General features: G+C 35.7%; 16 protein-coding genes. 4 read left to right on the top strand and 12 right to left on the bottom strand.

The features are described 5' to 3' along the window. Window positions 1-103: 103 nt before the first annotated feature. The 6 genes from BK579_RS04815 to BK579_RS04785 form a co-directional block, all read right to left on the bottom strand. On the bottom strand, window positions 104-331 hold the full coding sequence (locus BK579_RS04815; protein WP_078543914.1) for a DUF2198 family protein: 228 nt from the start codon (window positions 329-331) through the stop codon (window positions 104-106). Between the two features lie 532 nt (window positions 332-863). After that, the gene (locus BK579_RS04810) at window positions 864-2,435 is read right to left on the bottom strand and encodes a peptide chain release factor 3 (RefSeq protein ID WP_078543912.1); all 1,572 of its coding nucleotides are present in this window, start codon (window positions 2,433-2,435) and stop codon (window positions 864-866) included. A 549-nt stretch (window positions 2,436-2,984) separates the two neighbouring features. Then, window positions 2,985-3,323 (bottom strand): nuclear transport factor 2 family protein, encoded by a 339-nt coding sequence (locus tag BK579_RS04800; RefSeq protein ID WP_078543908.1) that lies wholly within the window; start codon window positions 3,321-3,323, stop codon window positions 2,985-2,987. Window positions 3,324-3,954: 631 nt separating this feature from the next. Continuing rightward, window positions 3,955-6,303 carry a PAS domain S-box protein gene (locus tag BK579_RS04795; protein WP_078543906.1) on the bottom strand — a complete coding sequence of 783 codons (2,349 nt, stop codon included), beginning with the start codon at window positions 6,301-6,303 and terminating at the stop codon, window positions 3,955-3,957. Between the two features lie 30 nt (window positions 6,304-6,333). Beyond that, complete coding sequence (locus tag BK579_RS04790; protein WP_078543904.1) at window positions 6,334-7,227, bottom strand: CheR family methyltransferase; 894 nt, start codon at window positions 7,225-7,227, stop codon at window positions 6,334-6,336. A gap of 9 nt (window positions 7,228-7,236) precedes the next feature. Then, complete coding sequence (locus BK579_RS04785; protein ID WP_078543902.1) at window positions 7,237-9,981, bottom strand: response regulator; 2,745 nt, start codon at window positions 9,979-9,981, stop codon at window positions 7,237-7,239. A 189-nt stretch (window positions 9,982-10,170) separates the two neighbouring features. Here BK579_RS04785 and BK579_RS25495 point away from each other — a divergent pair, with 189 nt between their 5' ends. Next, complete coding sequence (locus BK579_RS25495; protein WP_169891069.1) at window positions 10,171-10,344, top strand: hypothetical protein; 174 nt, start codon at window positions 10,171-10,173, stop codon at window positions 10,342-10,344. A gap of 175 nt (window positions 10,345-10,519) precedes the next feature. On the opposite strand, the gene BK579_RS04780 is transcribed toward BK579_RS25495, so the two are convergent. The 5 genes from BK579_RS04780 to BK579_RS04755 all read right to left on the bottom strand — a co-directional run bounded on the left by BK579_RS04780 (window position 10,520) and on the right by BK579_RS04755 (window position 16,367). After that, a complete protein-coding gene (locus BK579_RS04780) occupies window positions 10,520-11,449 on the bottom strand; it encodes a manganese-dependent inorganic pyrophosphatase (RefSeq protein ID WP_078543901.1) in 930 nt (309 codons plus the stop codon). Between the two features lie 170 nt (window positions 11,450-11,619). After that, window positions 11,620-11,895, bottom strand: a complete 276-nt coding sequence (locus BK579_RS04775) for a hypothetical protein (RefSeq protein ID WP_078543900.1) — start codon at window positions 11,893-11,895, stop codon at window positions 11,620-11,622. A gap of 248 nt (window positions 11,896-12,143) precedes the next feature. Beyond that, window positions 12,144-12,629: a chemotaxis protein CheW gene (locus BK579_RS04770; protein WP_078543898.1), complete on the bottom strand. Its 486-nt coding sequence runs from the start codon at window positions 12,627-12,629 to the stop codon at window positions 12,144-12,146. 831 nt (window positions 12,630-13,460) lie between these two features. After that, complete coding sequence (locus BK579_RS04760; RefSeq protein WP_235848343.1) at window positions 13,461-14,651, bottom strand: PDZ domain-containing protein; 1,191 nt, start codon at window positions 14,649-14,651, stop codon at window positions 13,461-13,463. A gap of 258 nt (window positions 14,652-14,909) precedes the next feature. Continuing rightward, window positions 14,910-16,367: a S41 family peptidase gene (locus BK579_RS04755; RefSeq protein WP_078543892.1), complete on the bottom strand. Its 1,458-nt coding sequence runs from the start codon at window positions 16,365-16,367 to the stop codon at window positions 14,910-14,912. A gap of 794 nt (window positions 16,368-17,161) precedes the next feature. On the opposite strand from BK579_RS04755, the gene BK579_RS25490 reads away from it, so the two are divergent. From BK579_RS25490 to BK579_RS04745, 3 genes are all read left to right on the top strand, one after another. Beyond that, window positions 17,162-17,308 carry a hypothetical protein gene (locus BK579_RS25490; protein WP_169891068.1) on the top strand — a complete coding sequence of 49 codons (147 nt, stop codon included), beginning with the start codon at window positions 17,162-17,164 and terminating at the stop codon, window positions 17,306-17,308. Between the two features lie 209 nt (window positions 17,309-17,517). After that, a complete protein-coding gene (locus BK579_RS04750; RefSeq protein WP_078543890.1) occupies window positions 17,518-18,798 on the top strand; it encodes an MFS transporter in 1,281 nt (426 codons plus the stop codon). A 148-nt stretch (window positions 18,799-18,946) separates the two neighbouring features. Continuing rightward, a complete protein-coding gene (locus BK579_RS04745; RefSeq protein WP_078543888.1) occupies window positions 18,947-19,126 on the top strand; it encodes a DUF3231 family protein in 180 nt (59 codons plus the stop codon). A gap of 100 nt (window positions 19,127-19,226) precedes the next feature. Here BK579_RS04745 and BK579_RS04740 read toward each other — a convergent pair whose 3' ends face one another. Continuing rightward, window positions 19,227-20,402, bottom strand: a complete 1,176-nt coding sequence (locus tag BK579_RS04740; RefSeq protein ID WP_078543886.1) for a sn-glycerol-1-phosphate dehydrogenase — start codon at window positions 20,400-20,402, stop codon at window positions 19,227-19,229. Between the last annotated feature and the right edge of the window lie 34 nt (window positions 20,403-20,436).

Below are 20,436 nucleotides of genomic sequence, written 5' to 3'. Positions count from 1 at the left end.
TCCGTCTAGTTGCCAACACTTAAGCATGATTCCTTAGCTCCGACAAAAATAAAAAAACGCCTAACCTAAGAAGTTAGACGTTTCATCATTCAATTAAGATACTTTAACCCTTAAACTTTTTCACCATATTGCGCGAATATAAAAACCCAGCAGTTAAAGATATAAAATCTAGAATATTAATAATCGAAGCTTGTGTATAGCCTTTATAAATCGACGCTATTAGTAATGCAATCGTTAGGATCGTTCCTACATAATGGTTATACGTGACTCTAGTAAATAATATAACTAACAAACATGGTAGTATTAGTGCTAAAATAATTTTAATCAGCATCTAATTTCCCTCACAATTCTTCATTTTTTAATTATTTTATCGTAGCATACCTTCCCCTTTATTTACTAGTGGCAAAACAAAAAAAGAAGATATGCCCACTCCTTAGACAAGTGGTTTGAAAATAATCGGAGAAATTTCTCTTAATTAGAAATAGAACTAATAAATAGCTCAAATAGACGGATAAATTCCGTCTATTGACTCAAAAAGCGTGAAAATGACTAAATTTGCTTTGCTTATCCGGAAAAACTCCGCTTATATTCCCAGAACCGAGCTCTACTTAGGAGTACAACCGGAAAATGTCCGCTTATTTTTATTTTTTGTAAGGTAACTTGTTTTCTAGGGCTACAACAGCCAGGCATTGTAGCCCCTCAACTTGGAGTGTATTTCTTATACAAGTTTTATTCCACCAAATGGCTTTTCACCAATAAAAAATGAGTGTCAATTTCATCTCCAAATTGGCACTCATTTTGATTTATATTGTTAAAGTTTGTGATAGGTTACATAGACAATTAGCATATGCATCTCCTAAAATTTACACACTCTTATAATCATTTGTTTCTAATAAATCAATCAATTCAACATCTTTGTTTTTACCTGCAAAATAACGAAGGGTATAATCATTTTCGAAAAGAACCGCATAGCGATCATAACGATCTCGAACGAGTAGGCTTCGTGAGTCGAACAAACGGCTATCTACATCTTTGTTACCAATCCAACGAGGGATGCGGCTTCCAATCGAAGTGAATTCAACTGAAACATTGTATTCTGCTTTTAAACGATATTCGAAAACTTCGAATTGTAGCTGACCGACAGCACCAAGAATGATTTCATCATTGGATTCTTGTCTAAATAATTGAATAGCGCCTTCTTGAACGAGCTGCTCAATTCCTTTTCTGAATTGCTTCGATTTCATAACGTTTTTCACACGTACTTTTCGATACATTTCAGGTGGGAAAACAGGAAGCTCCTGGTAAGAAATGAGATCCTTGCCTGCTGTTAACGTATCACCAATTTGATATATATTCGGGTCATAAATTCCAATAATATCTCCCGGATATGCTTCATCAACCGTTTCACGGCTTGCCGCCATAAACTGTTGAGTTTGATTTAGTTTGATTGATTTACTTGTACGACTTACAGTAACACTCATTCCGCGCTCAAATTTACCTGAACATACACGTAAGAATGCGATTCGATCTCTGTGTGCAGGGTTCATGTTTGCTTGGATTTTGAAGATATAACCAGAAAACTCCTCATTTTCAGGAGCGATAAGACCTTCATTTGTTTTACGTGGCTTTGGTTGTGATGCAAATTGTAAAAACGTATCAAAGAATGTACGAATTCCGAAGTTAGCTAACGCGCTTCCAAAAAAGACAGGTGTTAACTCACCCTGCATCACTCTTTCTTGGTCAAATTCGTTCCCAGCTTCATCTAATAACATTAGTTCATCCAGTGTGCTTTCATAAATAGGATGTTCCGTAATTTCTGCACTTAATTCACTAAGTGGAATAACTTCTTCCTTTTCATCACCTTTATATTGAACAAATGTATCTTGATAACGGTCTTTAATTCCAAGAAATCTTTTCCCCATTCCCACCGGCCAGTTCATTGGGTAAGATTCAATTCCAAGGACTTCTTCAATTTCTGATAAAAGCTCTAAAGGATCCTTTCCTTCACGGTCTAGCTTATTAATGAAGGTGAAAATCGGTATTCCTCGCATTCTACAAACTTTAAACAGTTTTATTGTTTGAGGCTCTACACCCTTTGTTGAATCAATAATCATCACAACACTGTCAACGGCAGTTAGTGTACGGTACGTATCTTCACTGAAATCTTCATGTCCAGGTGTATCAAGAATATTTACGTAAAAATCATGGTATGGAAAACTCATTACACTGGATGTAACAGAAATTCCACGTTGCTTTTCAATTTCCATCCAGTCTGATGCAGCATATTTCCCAGACTTTTTACCTTTAACCGTTCCTGCTTCTCTTATAATATTACCAAAAAGCAATAGCTTTTCAGTCATCGTTGTTTTACCAGCATCCGGATGCGAGATGATCGCAAAGGTACGCCTTTTATGAACTTCATTAATATAACTCATGTATAAATATTCCTTTCCCACTCTTTATCTATCGAAAAATGTCTCATGTCATTTCTTTATATAGTCCGAAATGAAATATATCATATTCCTACCAATTCTACAATGTGAACCTTTTCCCACTCAAACACTAAGGAAGATTATTATATTTTTTAGCTTGTTTTTATAATGAAATAAGGCCAAATTGAATACATTTAATATACAACGACAAAATCAAGCAAATGTAGACCTCAATTCCCATCAATCTTCAGCCCCCACAAACAAAGTATGTAATTTCTAAAAAGCGGTGAAAATGGTATTAAGAAGATATTTCAAGGAGGTGTATTCTCTGGCTCTAAAAATTGTCTGCTCTAAATGTAATGGTTTTGGAAAAATATCAATTTTATTTTTCCAACGAAGTTGCTCAATTTGTAAGGGTTCTGGAAAACTCGAATCCAATACCGCGAATAGCCTTACTTACCGATAATTGGATGAGTTCACTTCATCGTTTAATGCTTCAAAAAACATTCGTTAAAAAAGGAGAGGTTTTGCCCTCTCCAGTTTAATTAGATATTATCTTACAAACCATACCTTCGTAATATATTCATCTGTCGTTTCATACATCGCAATAGCCTCTACATTGATTCCGTTTGCTCTGCCTGTTACGTATTCATGATCAATTACAATATTTCCTTTTACCATACGTGATGTAAGTTCAGCATGCTGTTTAGGATTACTTTCGAATAAGGCCTTATAACGCTTTTTAAAATCTTCGCGTCCGGAAAGTGTGATTTGGTTAGATGGAAAATCCATTACCACGATATCGGGACTATATTGTGCGACGAATGTTTCAATGTCTTGATTATTGTAAGCATCAAGCTGTTTTTGGGCAAGCTCTTCTGCACGACTCATATTTTAACCTACCTTGATTTTATATTGTCTACCCTGAAAATACCTAGGTTAGTGAGTTGCTTTCGCTGCGATCCACTTGCTTTCCGCGGGGCAGTCCGTGAGCCTCCTCGTCGCTTTTTAGCTCCTGCGGGGTCTCACGAGCTGCTATTTCCCGCAGGAGTCAAGTGGCTCTCCGCTCATTCCACACTAGGTGATTACACTATTTTTCATACTCCATGGTGCAAATACTCATTCGCATAAAGGTCTACCCTGAAAATACATTGTCTCAGAATTCCATTCGCTACAGTTCACTCGCGGGATACCGCGGGGCGTGCGGTGAGCCTCCTCGTCGCTTTATGGCTCCTGCGGGGTCTCACTGTGCCCGCTACATCCCGCAGGAGTCGAGTGACCTTTCGCTCATTCCAACCGAAGTATCAACCCTTTTCATCTTCCATGGTGCGAATATTTTATTAGAATGGATTTCTACTCTGAGAATAACTAAGGTAGAAGAGTACCATTCACTACGAGCCACTCTTTTCACATAGATTATGATTATATTGCAAATTGTATTAGTTATAATAATTAATAATAAATAAGTGCGTATGCAGCGTTTGCTACTAACTAGTTCAGTTGAGTTCTAAGGTACTAAGGTTTATTTGTGAGTGAGTATTTCAGCTTCTTGGTATAAAGGCAAGCTAATTTCTACTGTGGTTCCTTTTCCGATTTCACTATCTATTTTCATGGTTCCATGATGGTTGTCAATGATGTTATGGCATACCATCATACCAAGGCCTGTACCTTTTTCTTTGGTAGTGAAAAAGGGTTGTCCAATTTTAGCTAAGACCTCGGCTGGAATTCCTTCTCCTTGGTCGATAAATAAAATAGAAATCAGATTACCTTCTAGTTTCATTTGGACGGTGATTTGACCACCATGAGGCATTGCCTCGATCGCATTTTTTAATATATTAACAAAAACTTGTTTGATTTTATTTTCAATCCCATATGTAATAAATTCTTGCTGACTCATTTTAAGAATTTCAATTTTGACGTTATGTAAATTTGCTTCTGCATTCATTAAAATGACAATTGTATCTAAAAGTTTCCCAATGTTCACTTTAAAAAAGTCGATTGAGTTCGGTTTTGAGAGAAGTAGTAACTCACTTACAATCGTATTAATTCGATCAATTTCCTCGATCATAATTGGAACATATTCATTGTCGGTGCTAGCTGTATACTGAAGTAGCTGCGTAAACCCACGCAAACTTGTTAAAGGATTTCTTATTTCATGGGCAATTCCTGCTGCTAGCTCCCCCACAACCGTTAGTTTTTCTGATTCCTTAATAAATTCTCTACTATGCTTTAATTCGGTGATATCATTTATCACGATGTGTAATGATGGAATACCCATATACATAAACGGGATACAGTTCACTTGAACATAAATAGTTTCTCTATCTCTGCGAATAAGTCGTGCCTCAAAATGTGAAGGACTCTTTTCTTCAATTCCTTGCTTTAAAAACTTGTACATCATTTCGAAGTCCTCGTGATGTACCCATTGCTTTAGACTCCGCTGATAGAATTCCTTGTATTCTTGTTCGATTCCTAAAAGATTTAACCCCGTTTTATTAATAAACGTCCATTCCTCGGTATGTAGTTGCTGAATAATAATTGCATCAGGGGAAGCCTCTACTAAGTGACGATATTTTTCTTCACTTTCATAAAGCTGTTGCCACAAGTCCTTTTGAAGGGTAATATCCTTTGCAATCCCATAGATTCCGATGATTCTTCCATCAATAATAATTGGTATGGTTGTCGAATGAATATGAATAAATGTTCCATCTTTATGGATGATTTGCATTTCACGATAGTTTGGTGACCCTTTTAGGGCAGCTTGAAATACCTTTCTGGAGTTTTCTTGATCTTCTAGGGGAATTAACTCCATAAAATCTGTTCCAATAAGCTCCTCCCTACTTCTTCCAGTCAATTTAACACTACCTTCATTCACTGAAACAAGTCTTCCTTCAAGGTCTACTGAGTAAACAGCATCAGGATGATTTTCAACTAATGAGCGGTATCGTTGCTCACTCTCTTTAATAAGCTGTACCATCTTTTGCTTTTCTTCTACTTCTTTTTTTAGTTCATGATGACTTTCAACCAACTCTGCCGTGCGTATCCTAACTAATTCATCAAGTTGGTCAAATTGTAGCTTTCGCTCTGTGATATCCCGAATTGAACACACATAAATCGCACCTTTGTTAACGTATGTAGAACAAATTTGGAAATCAACTGGAAACCTTTCCCTACTTTTTCGCTGACCATATGATTCAATTAATTTAGTATTTTCAAATTCATCTATAACTGTAGCTTTAAAGCTCGGTAGAAGTAATGATAAAGGTTGGTGTAATAACTCTGATTCCTCATACCCAAACATTTTCTTACATGCAGGGTTTACAGTTAAAATAAAACCATCGTTGTTTATGGTTAATAAGGAGTCGATTGAAGCTTCCGTTATCGCTCTTGCCAATGCCTCACTACGTTGAAGCTTCATATGGGCCCGTTCTAATTGTATAGAATGCTCTAAAATCAGATTATTTTGTTCTCTAATCTTTAATTGACTTAAATAGATTTTGACAAATCCATCCACCTTACTTTTTAGAATAAGTGGTGGAAATGGTTTAAATAAATAATCAATTGCGCCAACAGAATAACCATTTAATTCATGTTCTTTTGTTTGGCTTAATGCTGTGATAAAGATAATCGGAATATCCTTTGACTTGTTTCTAGCTCGGATTAGTTTGGCTGTTTCAAACCCATCAATTCCAGGCATTTGAACATCTAATAAAATAACTGCAAACTCCTCTTTCAATACCCACCTTAGAGCTTCTTCTCCAGAGCTAGCAGAAATAAGATTGTAGTTACTAGACGCTAATACAGCTTCTAAAGCTAATAAATTTTCCTTTCGATCATCAACCATTAATATATTGACTCTTTGATTTTCCATATCTACCTCGCCCTTAATTTAATGATTTATCTAGGCTTTGTTGCACTTTTCTATATGTTGAATGGTTTTCTGATATAGTTTTTCCGTTTTATCAACTGCTTTATATAAATGTTCAATTTTCGTATATGTAAGAGATTCTCGACTTCCTATCCCTAAGAAACCATTGAGTGCTAAGCTTTCATAAATAAGCTGATGGACTCTTTCTTGTAATCCACGATCAAAATAAATCATGACATTGCGACAGATGACTACATGAAATTCATTAAATGAACTATCAGATACTAAATTATGTTGAGCAAATGTTATATGTTTAATGATATCTTCATTTAAAATGACATCTTGCAGGTCTGCAGTATAATACTCTGAAAACTCTCGAATGCCACCTGCAGCCACATAATTACTCGTATAAGCTTTCATACGTTGTATCGGTATTCTACCTTTTTTGGCTATGTTAATAATGTTATCATTCATATCTGTCGCATAAATTCTTGTTTTATGTAGAAGGCCTTCCTCGTATAACAGAATCGCCATAGAATAGGCCTCTTCACCACTCGAGCAGCCCGCATGCCAAATACGAATGGAAGGAAGCATTTTGAGATAAGGAACGATTTTTTGCCGAAATGCTTTAAAAAAGCTTGGATCCCTAAACATCTCAGTCACATTGATTGAAAAATCAGCAAGTAGCTTTTCCATCACTTTTGGATCATGTAATACTTTATTTAATAGTTCTGTAACAGTTGTAAGTTGTTCAATCTTAATTCGATGCCATAAGCGTCTACGAATTGATGATAAATTATAGTTACGATAATCAAATCCATAATATCGATAAATGCCATCTAAAAGTAATTCAATTTCAATTTTCTCTAAATCACTACATTCCTCATTTCCTCTATCCACAAAAAGAGGATCATGTAAAATATTCATATCTCTCACCTATTTATGTAACCATACTTTTAACAATGATAATAATTGTTCAAGGTTTACAGGCTTACTAATATAATCAGATGCGCCCGCATCAATACACTTTTGACGATCATATTTCATCGCTTTTGCAGTCAGTGCAATAATTGGGAGTTCCTTATACTCATCAATTCGACGGATATTTTCCATCGTCTCATACCCATCCATCTCAGGCATCATGATATCCATTAAAATGATATCCAAATCAGGATGTTCAGGTAATAATTCTAAAGCTTCTTTCCCATTTTCACAGAATATAACATTCATTCCATTTGATTCAAGCGCACTAGTTAATGCAAAGACATTCCTCATGTCATCATCAACGACCATCACTTTTTTATTAGAGTACACTTCATTTATAATCGAGTGATTCTCTGAAGATTTAACAGAATCAGACTCATGTTCCTTTACCACTGGTTTTTGGAGAACATCAATTGACGCTGCTGCTTCGTTTTCGCCTTCAGATTGTTCGTTTGGACGACTTGTACCGTTGCCAATTGAATGTAGTGGTAAATAGAAAGTGAATTGACTTCCTTTTCCCTCAAAACTTTCTAAGTTTATATAACCTTCAAGCAATTCCGCCAGTTCCTTAGAAATAGATAAGCCTAAGCCTGTCCCGCCAAATTTTCGACTAGTAGTTCCATCGACTTGGCGAAATGCTTCAAAAATCAAGTCTTGTTTATCCTGTGGAATCCCTGACCCTGTATCTGATACTTTAAATGATAAGTAATCCTGATTTCCATGCTCTTCTGAATGAATTTTTGTTTTTTCAATGCTCAGTTGAACATTGCCTTTTTCAGTAAATTTAAATGCATTTGATAGTAAATTCTTTAAAATTTGGTTAATCCGTTGTTCGTCAGAGTAAACAATTGCTGGGACATCTTCACTTTTTCGAATAAAAAAGTCAATTCCCTTTTTCTTTGATATCGGTAAAAACTGTCTCTCAGCATTGATTAGGATATCCTCTAAAACAACTTCACCTTGCATAATATCAATTTTTCCTGATTCAATTTTTGACAAATCTAAAATATCATTAATTAATCGCAGCAAATCATTCCCTGAGGAATAGATCGTTGTTGCATATTCAACTTGTTTATCTGAGAGATTACCATGTTTATTTTCATAAAGCATTTGAGCTAAAATAATTAAACTATTCAATGGTGTTCGTAATTCATGAGACATGTTTGCAAGAAACTCAGATTTATATTTCGAGCCTAAAAGAACCTCTTTGTTTTTCTCTTCTAGTTCATTTTTATAGGTTTCAAGTTCCTTTGTCTTTTGTTCAGAAGTACGATGCTGTGCCTCAAGTTCATCATTCATTGTCCGAAGCTCTTCCTGCTGCATTTGTAATTCTTCTGATTGAGTTTGTAATTCTTCATTTAATGTTTGTGCTTCTTCGAGTAATGCCTGTACTTGCATATGCTTTTCAATCCGATTGATAGTAATTGCTAATTGATTGGCTACCTGCTGAATTAAATCTTGTTCAATTTCAGTGAAAGGTCGTAAGCTTGCTAGTTCAATCACTGCAAAAACTTCACCTTCATAAGCACTAGGTACAATCATAATATCTGATGGCTTTGCTTCGCCTAAGCCTGATGTGATTTTTATGTATTGATCTGGGATGTTTTGTAATCTCATTATCTCATTATCTACCGCAACCTGTCCGACTAAACCTTCTCCTGGTTTGATATCGTTAAATTCCAGATTAAGTCCAGCTTGATAGGCATAAGAGGAAAGCTTTGAATAATAGGTACCTTCTGAATGGTTTTTCCTAATATAAATAACCCCATAATTGGCTTGAATGATTTTTGCAAGTTTGCCAATTAACTGATCTCCAAGTGGTTTAAGATCAGTAATTCCCTGTGTCATGATCGATAACTCAGTTGTTTTCTCCTTAAGCCAATGCTGCTCCTCGATATCCTCAAGATACTCTCTTTCAGTACGTTCATGAAATTCTAAAGCAGTCGCCATTTCATTATATGCTGATGCAATTTCACCAATTTCATCATGTGTAATGACATCGATACGAGGGAACACTTCAGCTTCGTAATCAATACTTTTCATGACATTTTTAACGCGGGCTAGTCGCTTGGTAATACCAGTTACGATAAAGATCGCCATACCTATTCCTACTAAAATTCCTATAATGGTAAAAATCGTTACATTTCTTACACCATTATTGTAGTCTGTCGTAGATTGAGCTAATGTCTCTGTCATATTATTTTCTTGAATCTTTACTAGTTCATCAATTATCTCTACTAATGTGATTCGCTTTAACTCGGCATCTGAAACTAATAAACTAAGTTCTGTTTCAATATTAACATTTTCATTGCCAGCCATATCCACTAATGTTTTATAACGAATAAGCTCTTCCTTGAATACAGCAAGAATATCATTTACCGATTTTGATAGCTCCATTCTTTCTAACTCAGATATCGTATTGTTGATGGTTGAATAAGATACTGCAATCGATTTAGAAGATTCCTGGGTAAGTGTTGTTTGCTCACCTTTCACTACTAAACCATTAATCTCTCTCCCAATGACTCCAATATCTGAACGAATCATATTGACCAATTTAATTTTTTCATAGCGATCTTGTACAATCTCATCCATTCTACTCTTTTGCGAAGAAAGCATGTTGATTGTCAGGATTAATACGATCGTCATAACAAGCATAACAAGTCCGAACCCTAAATAAAGCCTTGTTCTGAATTTCATTCCATTTTCTCCTATCAATTTTTTTATTTTTATGTTTAAAGAGAGGAATTAGGGGGTATACCACTAATAGTTCTTTCATTTAGGCTTCTTTCATAAAAATTCTTAATTAAGACTATGAAATAATAAATCTCTTAATAAGTTCAACAATGCTTACGAAAAAAGCCTTATAAAAAAGGAGATGTTACTGGGATGAATATTTATCAAAAATACGCTGAATATGTAATTAAAACACTAAAAAATCATAAAGAAATGCAACTACAAAGTACTGATTTCATCTACCTATGTAACGAGATTAATGAACTTACTGTAAAAGTTAAAAAAAGTTCTAACCCTGGATGGTTGGATGTCACCTTAGTAGAATAAATATTACATGAATTGAGGATTTTCTCGAAAATTATGATAACTCATTCTTATAGTGTAGCATTATATAAACATTTTTTGTAAGAAATAGCAGAAAAAACCCATATTTATGAATAGTGGGTTTTTTCTCATAGTAGGCTTGTTCATTAGAGAATCGCTTATAAAATGCCTATTTTAGTTATGAACCTAAAACCTCTGTAAGTACTGGAACGATTTGCTTCTTACGTGAAACAACTCCTCTTAATGTAGCGAGATTATTTTCCAGTGTCACATTATATGCCTTTTCAACAGCAGCAGCTTGTTTACCAAGTGCAATTCCTACAGAATCGTTGTTTAAAATATCAGTTACTACGAACAAGAATAAATCTAATGATTTACTTTCGATCACAGCTTCTAGAGCTTGCTCTACCTCTGCTTGTCTTGATAGGACATCATTAACATCAACCGCATTTACTTGAGCGATCTCAACTTTGTACTCTCCCATTTGGAACTCTTTTGCATCAAGTGTAATCAGTTGTAAAACAGATGTATCACTTAAGTCAGCACCCGCTTTTAACATATTTAGTCCATAGCTATCAGCATCAACACCAGCAATTTCAGCCAATTCTTTTGCGGCAGCTACATCTTCAGGAGTACATGTTGGCGATTTGAATAAAAGAGAGTCAGAAATAATCGCAGATAACATTAATCCGGCAATCTCTTTTTTTATGGATACACCATTCTCTTTATATAATTTATTTAAAATTGTTGCCGTACAACCAACTGGCTCTGCACGGTAGTATAAAGGGTCGCTGGTTTCGAAATTAGCAATACGATGGTGGTCAATTACTTCAAGCACTCGAACTTTGTCAATATCCGCAGCACTTTGTTGGCGCTCATTGTGATCAACTAAAATAACACTTGCACTTTCAGAAGAAACACTTTCAACAAAACGAGGTACTTCTACACCAAAATGAGTCAATGCATATTCAGTTTCCCCATTGATTTCACCTAAACGTACGGCTTCAACATTCAATCCTAATTCTTTTTTTAGTTCAGCATAAGCGATTGCAGAACAAATTGTATCCGTATCAGGGTTTTTATGTCCAAAAATAAGTATTTTTTCCATAATTCCGCTCCTTAAGTAAGTAAAATAATTAAACTAGTACTGTGGATATTTTTTACAAAGGTAACGATATCCATACCAAACAATATTTTAACACATTTGTCTAAAACAAAAAAAGCCATAAAGGCTCGTAAAGTTTTGAAACATTTATTTTTGTAAGGATTTTTTTAGAACTAACTCACACTTCTCTTTTCTTTAAGGGTTTTTTGAGTTTTATGTAACTCCGAGTAAAACCCCACCCCTATATAATATAAGTAATTATCAACTTCACTTTTTCGATTTTCCATGATCTTTATATATTGTATTACTCTTTTGAATTCAGACTTATTTTTAGTCGTCATTAATTTATGAAGAATGGTGTGATAATCGGTTAAATAAGTTGTTTTTTCAATCTTTATTTTAAGTTTTTTATTGGTGATTGTTTTAAAAACCTTCATTTCTTTTGCCATCGCATTTCCATCCCTCACCCTAAATTCTGAAGTAAATCTACCGGTTGCAACATTCCAAAAGTCCCATTTATCTACTTTATCACGAGTAGGCCTATATACTTATTTTCTATTATTAAGGCAAAAAAACATATCACCTTTTCATCCTATTTTTTTCACCAAAAAGCACTATGTAGGAATCACTTCCTATTACAAAAAAAAGAAGCCTGTCTGTTGCCAGACTAGCTTCAAATTAAATAGTAATGACATGATCAGACCGATTCTTCCATCAGCCCTTCATGAATGAATGCTTGTAATTTCTCAACATCGGCACTCACATTATCATTTGATAAAAGCTTTTCAATATCAAGAACGATGAGCATTCTCGCTTCTAGAGTAGCCACTCCTTTAATAAAAGAATCCTCAGAAACAGTAAATGATGGCTGTTGAATAATATCATGAGATATCTCAAGGACCTCACTCGCCTCATCAACTACAACTCCAAGTGTTTTGCCCTGACTTTCAACTAATATAATCCTAGTATTATCAGTATTTTCAACTTCCTTTAAAGTTAGAATTTTATGTAAATCAAAAAGAGGTAACACCTCACCACGAATATTTGTTACTCCAATAAGAGCAGGACTTGAATTCGGAATAGCTGTCACATCCTGCATCCGCTCAATTGATTGAACTTTAAAAATATCAATCACATATTCTTCGTTACCCACCTTAAAAACGATTACTTTCGTACTACTCATCTCTCCATCACCTTTCCATCCAAAACTGTATCTACATTTAACGAAACCTAGCTTCTTTATGTTTAATTATACACTAACTATATCGACGAAAAATCACCATTCCTAAAGACATTCTTTAAAAAGACATTAGAAATTCAATAAAAAGATATATAATCTGCCCTATTTATACATATTAAATTTAATGGTTTAGAAGTTAAAATTGAAAGTGGAATGAGCGGAGAAGCACCTGACTCCTGCGGGTCTAGCGGTCTCGTAAGACACGCAGGAGCTCAGGGAAGCGACGAGGAGGCTCACGGACCCCCCGAGGAAAGCAGGTGGATCGCAGCTCATGGAACTCCTCTAACTAAGTTATTTTCAGGGAAGACATCCATGCTAAATAAGTATTTCGCACCATGGTGTATGAAAAAATGTTTCCACCTCAGTGTGGAATGAGCGGAGAGCCACTTGACTCCTGCGGGATCCAGCGGTCTCGTGAGACCCCGCAGGAGCTGAGACCCTGGCGACGAGGAGGCTCACGGACCACCCCGAGGAAAGCAAGTGGATCGCAGCTCATGGAACTCCTCTAACTAAGTTATTTTCAGGGAAGACATCCATGCTAATTTAATTCGCACCATGGAGTATGAAAAATTATACTTAGCTTAGTGTCTAGCTTCAGGCGCTATCGGCTCGGGGTCATAAGTCAATCCGGCAAGAAGGTTACAAAGCAACCTTCTTGCCGGCTCGTCTTATGCATGTCGCCGATGAACGAGCGCCTTCAGCATTTCTTTTTTCAGGGTAGACAAAATAAAAAAGCCAGAAACTGACACAACCTACTCAGCCCCTGACTCTTATTTATACCGCCTCATGACTCCACTTTTTATCTTCTTCAATAAAAATAATCCCTAACTCATGATGATCCCCCTCATACAAAGCACCTTGTACAAAGTTTACTTCACCATTTAATCCCTTAACCTCTAGTTTACAAAATGCACTATTTTTTTGAAGAGATTGATAGAATTCGCGATCATTATTCACTACCAGTCCGTTCACTTTCATGATTTCTTCACCAATTTTCAATCCCATCTTATCAGCTGGAGATTTCGGAATAATACTAAGGATGAAAAGCCCTTGAGCTCGCTTCGCATAGAAAAAAGGTTGTGAATCATCAAAGAATTTAAATTGTAAATTTATCAATTCACGCGCTACCATTGCAAACGCAACAGACATAATTGCAACAATTGGATACCTAATGCTAAGAATTGAAAAACCTATTAAAACAGTTCCTAAACCAATCACTTTTCTTGCGATAAAGCGTGCTCCAAGTTGCGGTAGCATTCCCTTAAACTTTTGTGAAAACCCTACACAAAATGGAACAAGAATTAAGGAGTAACTACCATCACCCACCACAAAAACCGGCCACCATTCAAATGACACTGCTATAGCATCTCCAGGTAAGATCAGAAATAGTGGAACCATCCATAGCTTTTCCGATAAATGTGCCCCTACCTTTAGCCCTCTTTTACTTTTCACTAGTTTTGGTGAGGTACCTTTATGTCCTTTGCTGAATATGAGAATCCCTTCTATTAATAAAAGCAAGGATACAAGTACAGATAAACCTGGTAAGCTAGTCATTTTAATGTCATTTAATAATGGAGCGAACCATGTTGGAGGACTATTAATCTGTGAAAGCAATATGATCGAAAAAAACGTGAATCCTAGTATATAAGAAGGTGTTAATAATCTAAATCTACCAACTGCTGCTAGTATTAATGTAATTACTGCCATCAATACTAAACTACCAAAAGGCATAACCATTCCAGCTACAACCGTAGCAATTGAAGTAGTGATACTTAGAATAACCCCACTTGTAAATAATTCTCTTAATTCTTGAAAAATATCATATACCCTCACATGAAAGTCCTTGCGCTCACGCCTTATTCTTAAATAACCAGCTATTAATGACATGAAGATAAAAACGTAAAGCAAAGGATGAAGGAAAAACAAACCTATTCCTTTTATAAATTCAACTAGCCACTCAGTCATCAATTCTCACCACCTACCATATTTACGTACCGAATTCAATATCAATACCTTTATTTTACCAAAACTATCTAAAAATGCCTAATCTGTTTTTTTTGAAAATTTTGGTGGGTGTTGTTCGGGAGCAATAGGAGGTGCCTGTCACCACCCGAACTTTGTCGAATGCATAAGAAAAAGAGGCTATCCACTGAACTTGACTTACGACATTGTGTAAGCTAGATTCTTTTGGGGTAGCCTCTTGATTTGTTTACCGTTCTTATATTATTGGAACAAGATTTTAATTGCTGCTTTTAGCTGTAGATCATTTTCTTCTTTGCGAATATGCTCAAGAATTTCACTTTCGATTCGACTTGCTGTTTTAGTATCAATTTTTCCATTCACGTCTAAATCGTTTGCTTCTTGGAATGCTTTTACTGCGATTTCAGTTTCTTTGCTAAAGTAACCATCTTCTCGACCTGGTTCAAACCCTAAACCTTTAAGCATTAATTGGGCATTTTTCACTTTCTCATTATTCATGTCAGCCTCAAGACTTTTACCTTCCTCAAGCTGAATTGGGTTACTATAAAAATAGTCTGGTTGCTTCACTGGAACAGTTGGTTCAACACCTGTTTCATGAATCCAATTACCATCTGGAGTCAACCACTTGTACATTGTTAGCTTAATATTACTTCCATCTTCCATCGGAACTGCTTGTTGAACGGTTCCCTTTCCAAAGGATGTATCTCCAACAACCTCATAACCACCTGCTTCTTTTAATGCACCCGCTAATATTTCTGATGCTGAAGCACTCCCCTCATTAATTAACACCGTAATAGGGTAATCTTTTAGTGATTCAAGACTTGAGAAGAAACGCTGTTTATTACCATCTCTTTGTTCAATTTGAACATATGGCTTATCCTTTGTTACAAGTTGCTTTAGAATTTGCTCAACACTATCTAAAAGCCCACCAGGATTACCTCGAACATCTAATACTAGACCTTCAATTCCTTGTTCTTCTAAAGCAGATAATTGAGAAACAAAATCCTGTGCCGTTTTTTCAGCGAAAGAAGTAATTTCAATATATCCTACCTTTTGACCATTATATTCCTTAACAGACGAATATACGGTTTCGATCGGGATTTCATCACGAGTCACTTCTATATTCATTATGTCATTAACGCCTGGCCGGATTACATCAAGAATAACAGTTGTTCCCTTTTCCCCACGAATCTTTAGGACCGCTTCATACAAGTCTAGACCTTCAATTGATTCACCATCTATTTTAACAATTTGGTCATTTGGCTTTAATCCAGCTTTTTCTGCTGGAGAATCCTTAAATGGTGCGACAATCGTCACTCGACCGTCAACCATGCTTACCTCTGCTCCAATTCCTTCAAAGCTCGAGTCTAATGATTGGGTAAATTGATCTGCTGTATCTTTATCCATATAAACCGAATAAGGATCCTCAAGAGTATCAACCATTCCTTTTATAGCACCCTCAATAAGTTGAGCTTGGTCTACGTCTTCCACATATCGTCCTAGTATAAGTTCATAAGCTTGTTGTATCTTTTCAAAGTCTTCCACTGCGGTTTCAGTAGAAGCATTTGAATTGCCATTCGAAATAAGGCTGTTACTGTTGCTAGATGGGGCATTATTAAAGAACTGCATCCCCATATATGTAGCTGATGCCCCCAATAATAGTGATAATGCCATATATAATGCTACAAACTTCCGATTCAAATTATTCCGCCTCCTCTTCCTATTCCCTGCAGTTTAAGGGACACTTTGCAGGAAAAGGCACCACACATGCGAAGTGCGATGCCTTTATATCTAACTATATGAATTGCTTGTACAGTTTATGAAGAATTGTTTTGATTCTTAAATTATAGAACATTTTTTTATAATGTAAAGTTATTTTCAAAGTACTAATCTTTATTTTACCAATCTTAATTCACCATTACAAATATTAAAAGCTTCATATATATTGCTTTTTAAAGTACCATAGTAAAATTAGTTCATGAGGACAAAGTTGTGGCATTAGCACAGGTATTTTTAACCTCCTCTACTTGTATAACGAACATTGATATTATGTATATGATTTAGTAACAGATGCAAATCAGTGATCATCAGGGTATGGTAGGAGATTATTATCCATTATTCACGACTTCGCAAAATAAGAAAATTATTCATTTGTTACCCCATCCTCTGGTTTTCGTCGTAAAAATGCACACCACTTATATGAGGAAAAAATGGGTTAATCTAAAACGAGTGTTGAGTTTGTCAAAAATGTCGAATTATGGAATCAACAAATTTTGACATCTTCTTCACTTAGTAGTACTTTTGTCGCTAATTTTTGATAATGTTTGATTTTTCAGAATTTTACTGTTAACATAAAATTAATATAAATAATACATTTCAAGAACAATCATAGATTAAGATTGAGATAGAGCAGTTGTCCACTCTCTAATAAACAAGTTTCACCAATGTTCATCATCATAGGCTTAGAATTCACAAACGAATCAGGAGGCAAAAAGATGAAAAAAGGAACAAAGGTTTTTTATAACGACAAGATATTTCAGATTTTTCATGTCTATGACAGTGGTTATTGTGAATTAAAAGAGATTTCTAGATATATGAATGTGATTTTAGTACACGAGAATGATCTATCGGTAAGAATTTGAAATACTCGGACAAACTGCTCGTTTTCTTTTTAAAACTCCATTATTTCCTCTTTATTGATTCTTCTTTATTATTACCATTATTTATTCCACATAATCGTAAAAATTTCTAATATGAATAAACTATGAATTACTTCGCAACTCGAGATATTTACATTTATACAATACTTAATTTCTGTTATTCTAGTATTAGTTTACATAGGAGGTAACAGATGGAACAACTATCAGCAAAGAGACAACCTATGGTCACTCCTTTTTATTATGGTTGGGTCATTGTAACCATTGCTGCCCTTGGAGTGTTTTTTTCAGGACCTGGCCAAACCTACTCGATTTCAGTATTTATTGACCATTATATTAAGGATTTTGCGTGGAGTCGTTCACTTGTGTCAAGCATCTATTCGGCGGCCACATTATTAGCTGGAATCCTCATGTTTTTTGTAGGAAGGTTCATTGATGTGCATGGTCAACGAAAAATGGCCGTTGTTGTCGGTACAGTACTAGCTATAGCTTGTATTTGGAATAGCTTTGTTGCAAATGCAGTGATGTTATTTATTGGTTTTTTCTTTATTCGTCTTTTCGGTCAAGGATCTATGACATTAATCCCCAACACACTTGTCCCACAATGGTTTATTACAAAACGTGGTCGGGCATTAAGTTTTATGGCTATTGGTGGATTCCTGAGTTCTGCTGCACTTCCTCCACTTAATGCCTGGATGATTAACTTATGGGGTTGGGAAATGACTTGGAGAATTTGGGGTATTTTACTTCTAATGATTTTCGTCCCCTTAGCCTACTTTTTTATTCGTAACAAACCTGAAGACATTGGCCTTCTCCCTGATGGACGGAAAGAAGTAACCAGCAATCAAAAAAGTGGTTTACAAGATAACCCATATGATCAAGAAGTGAATTGGACATTAAAAGAAGCCATGAAAACAGCTACATTTTGGCTTTTACTATTTTGTATTTCCATTCCTTCTTTGGTGAATACTGGGTTAACCTTTCATCTTGTTTCAATTTTAGGTGAAAATAATATCAGCCCAGGCTTTGCCGCTTTGATTTTAAGCTTAATGGCTCTTGTTGGTTTCCCAGTCACTTTAATTGCTGGATTTATATTGGAGAAAATTAAGGTCCATTATGTACTTGCAGCTATTTTTATTGGCCAAATAGCTTTCATGCTTATTCTTATGAAAACCTTCTCACCTGCCATTGCAATCTTTTTTGGAGTGTTTTGGGGATTTATTGGCGGATTTGAACGCATTACTCTAGGAATTATCTGGCCAAATTATTTTGGAAGACAACACCTTGGGAGTATTAAAGGAGTTGCTATGACGGTTACTGTTATTGGCTCTGCTTTTGGTCCCCTTCCATTTGGAATTGCTTATGATATATTCGGTGGCTATAATGAAATATTATTAATCATGCTTTTACTACCAGCCTTGGGAGTGATTGCTGCCCTATTTTCGAAAATGCCAGAAAAAAGATTGGAAGCCTAGATCTCCCCTATTCCTAAAAAACCAGTCATCTAGATGGCTGGTTTTTTATTTTTATCAAGTTTTGTCGAAATTTGTAAAGATAAATTCCACAAAATAAGACAATTTCAGGAAAGAATATCTTCTATGGGCAAACATAGGAGGATTTTATATGAAGGTACATAAAATCAACTTAACTTCTGCTGAATGGGGTATTTTGTGGTCCTCTTATATGGCGGAAAGTGCTGCATTTCCTGTTATCAATTTTTTTAATAACACGACAGAGGATTTAGAAGTTAAACAGGTGATCGAACTGCTGCTGAAAAATCAACAGAACACAAGGTATGAGTAACCCACAAGGTATGAGTAACCAGCAGGGTCTAGGCCAACAATACCAATAATATCAAAAGCAGTAACGGATGTATCTAATCCGTTACTGCTTCCATTACATATTATAAAACCCGTTCATTTAGAAAACGAAGCATCGTAAATCTATTTCGAAGCGTGTGGGCATTCGCCAAACTTTCCTTGATTAGTGGATCACTTATTCCAAGATCTCTTGGACAGGTATCACCACCAAGCTTTCTAAGTAAACCTTGCATATATTTAGGGTCTGGGATGTTATTGATCACTTCCGATAATTCTTCTAGATGTGGATTCAATTCAACATAGTTACCAGATGTAACCACTTCTAGAACCTTATTTTTATATAGCTTAGCAATCAATTGGCTTGTTACACCCACCTTGGTACCATGAAGAATTTGTGGGGTACCTTGTTTTAAAAACTCCATTTCCCAATAATGAGAAATATGATGCTCCCCTCCTGAGGCTGGATAGGAATGACCAATTAACAGCATGGCAATGCCTGATTGTACTAATGCCTCAAATAAAATAAACATGCCATCTTCGTCGCCAATGGCTATTTTATCAATACTCTCAACACAAGAAGTCAAAGCTTTCTCTGTAATTTCTGCAGCTAATGGACAGTAAGGTTCTCCCGCTGTCAAATGTCCAAATTTCCAATCAGCAAGGGCAGTGTATTTGGCAATCATATCAGCAAATCCAGCGGCAATCATTGGAGGCGGGGCATTTTTCAAGACTGTTAAATCTCCAAACACTGCAATGGGTGAATGTAATTGGAAGGTTTGTTTCATCCCTCTAATAATCAATGGAGCTCCAATAGAATTAAAGCCATCTACTGACGGAGCTGTGGCTATTGAGATGAATGACTTCCCCATTTTATAACTAACAAACCGTACAATATCATGAATCGTCCCTGACCCTACTGCCAAGAAAACGTCTACTTCCTTAGGCGTTTCTAGAAAGACTTGTACAATTGATGCCTCATCTGCGACAACGTCATTATTTTTATCAGGAGTAATAAAACATATCGTCGAGTGTAGATTTTGTTGTGACAAAAGGTGATTTAATTGCTTACCAGCAGCTAAAAACGTATTTTCATCACAAACAATCATCACACGTTTAAATCCCTTATTTCGTAGATACTCAACCGAATCAACCAATGCATTCTCTTTAATTGTGATTTGCTCAATTAATATTTCTTTATGGTTGATCCCACATGTACATTCAGTTGCAAGTCTTGAAATTTCTTCAACAGATCTTTCCATTTGATAGCCTCCAAACCACATAAGTTAACATGAA

The organism is Litchfieldia alkalitelluris, assembly GCF_002019645.1.
GTDB lineage: Bacteria > Bacillota > Bacilli > Bacillales > Bacillaceae_L > Litchfieldia > Litchfieldia alkalitelluris.
The sequence above is the reverse complement of the archived record's forward strand: the minus strand, read 5'-3'. Positions and strand labels throughout refer to the sequence as shown.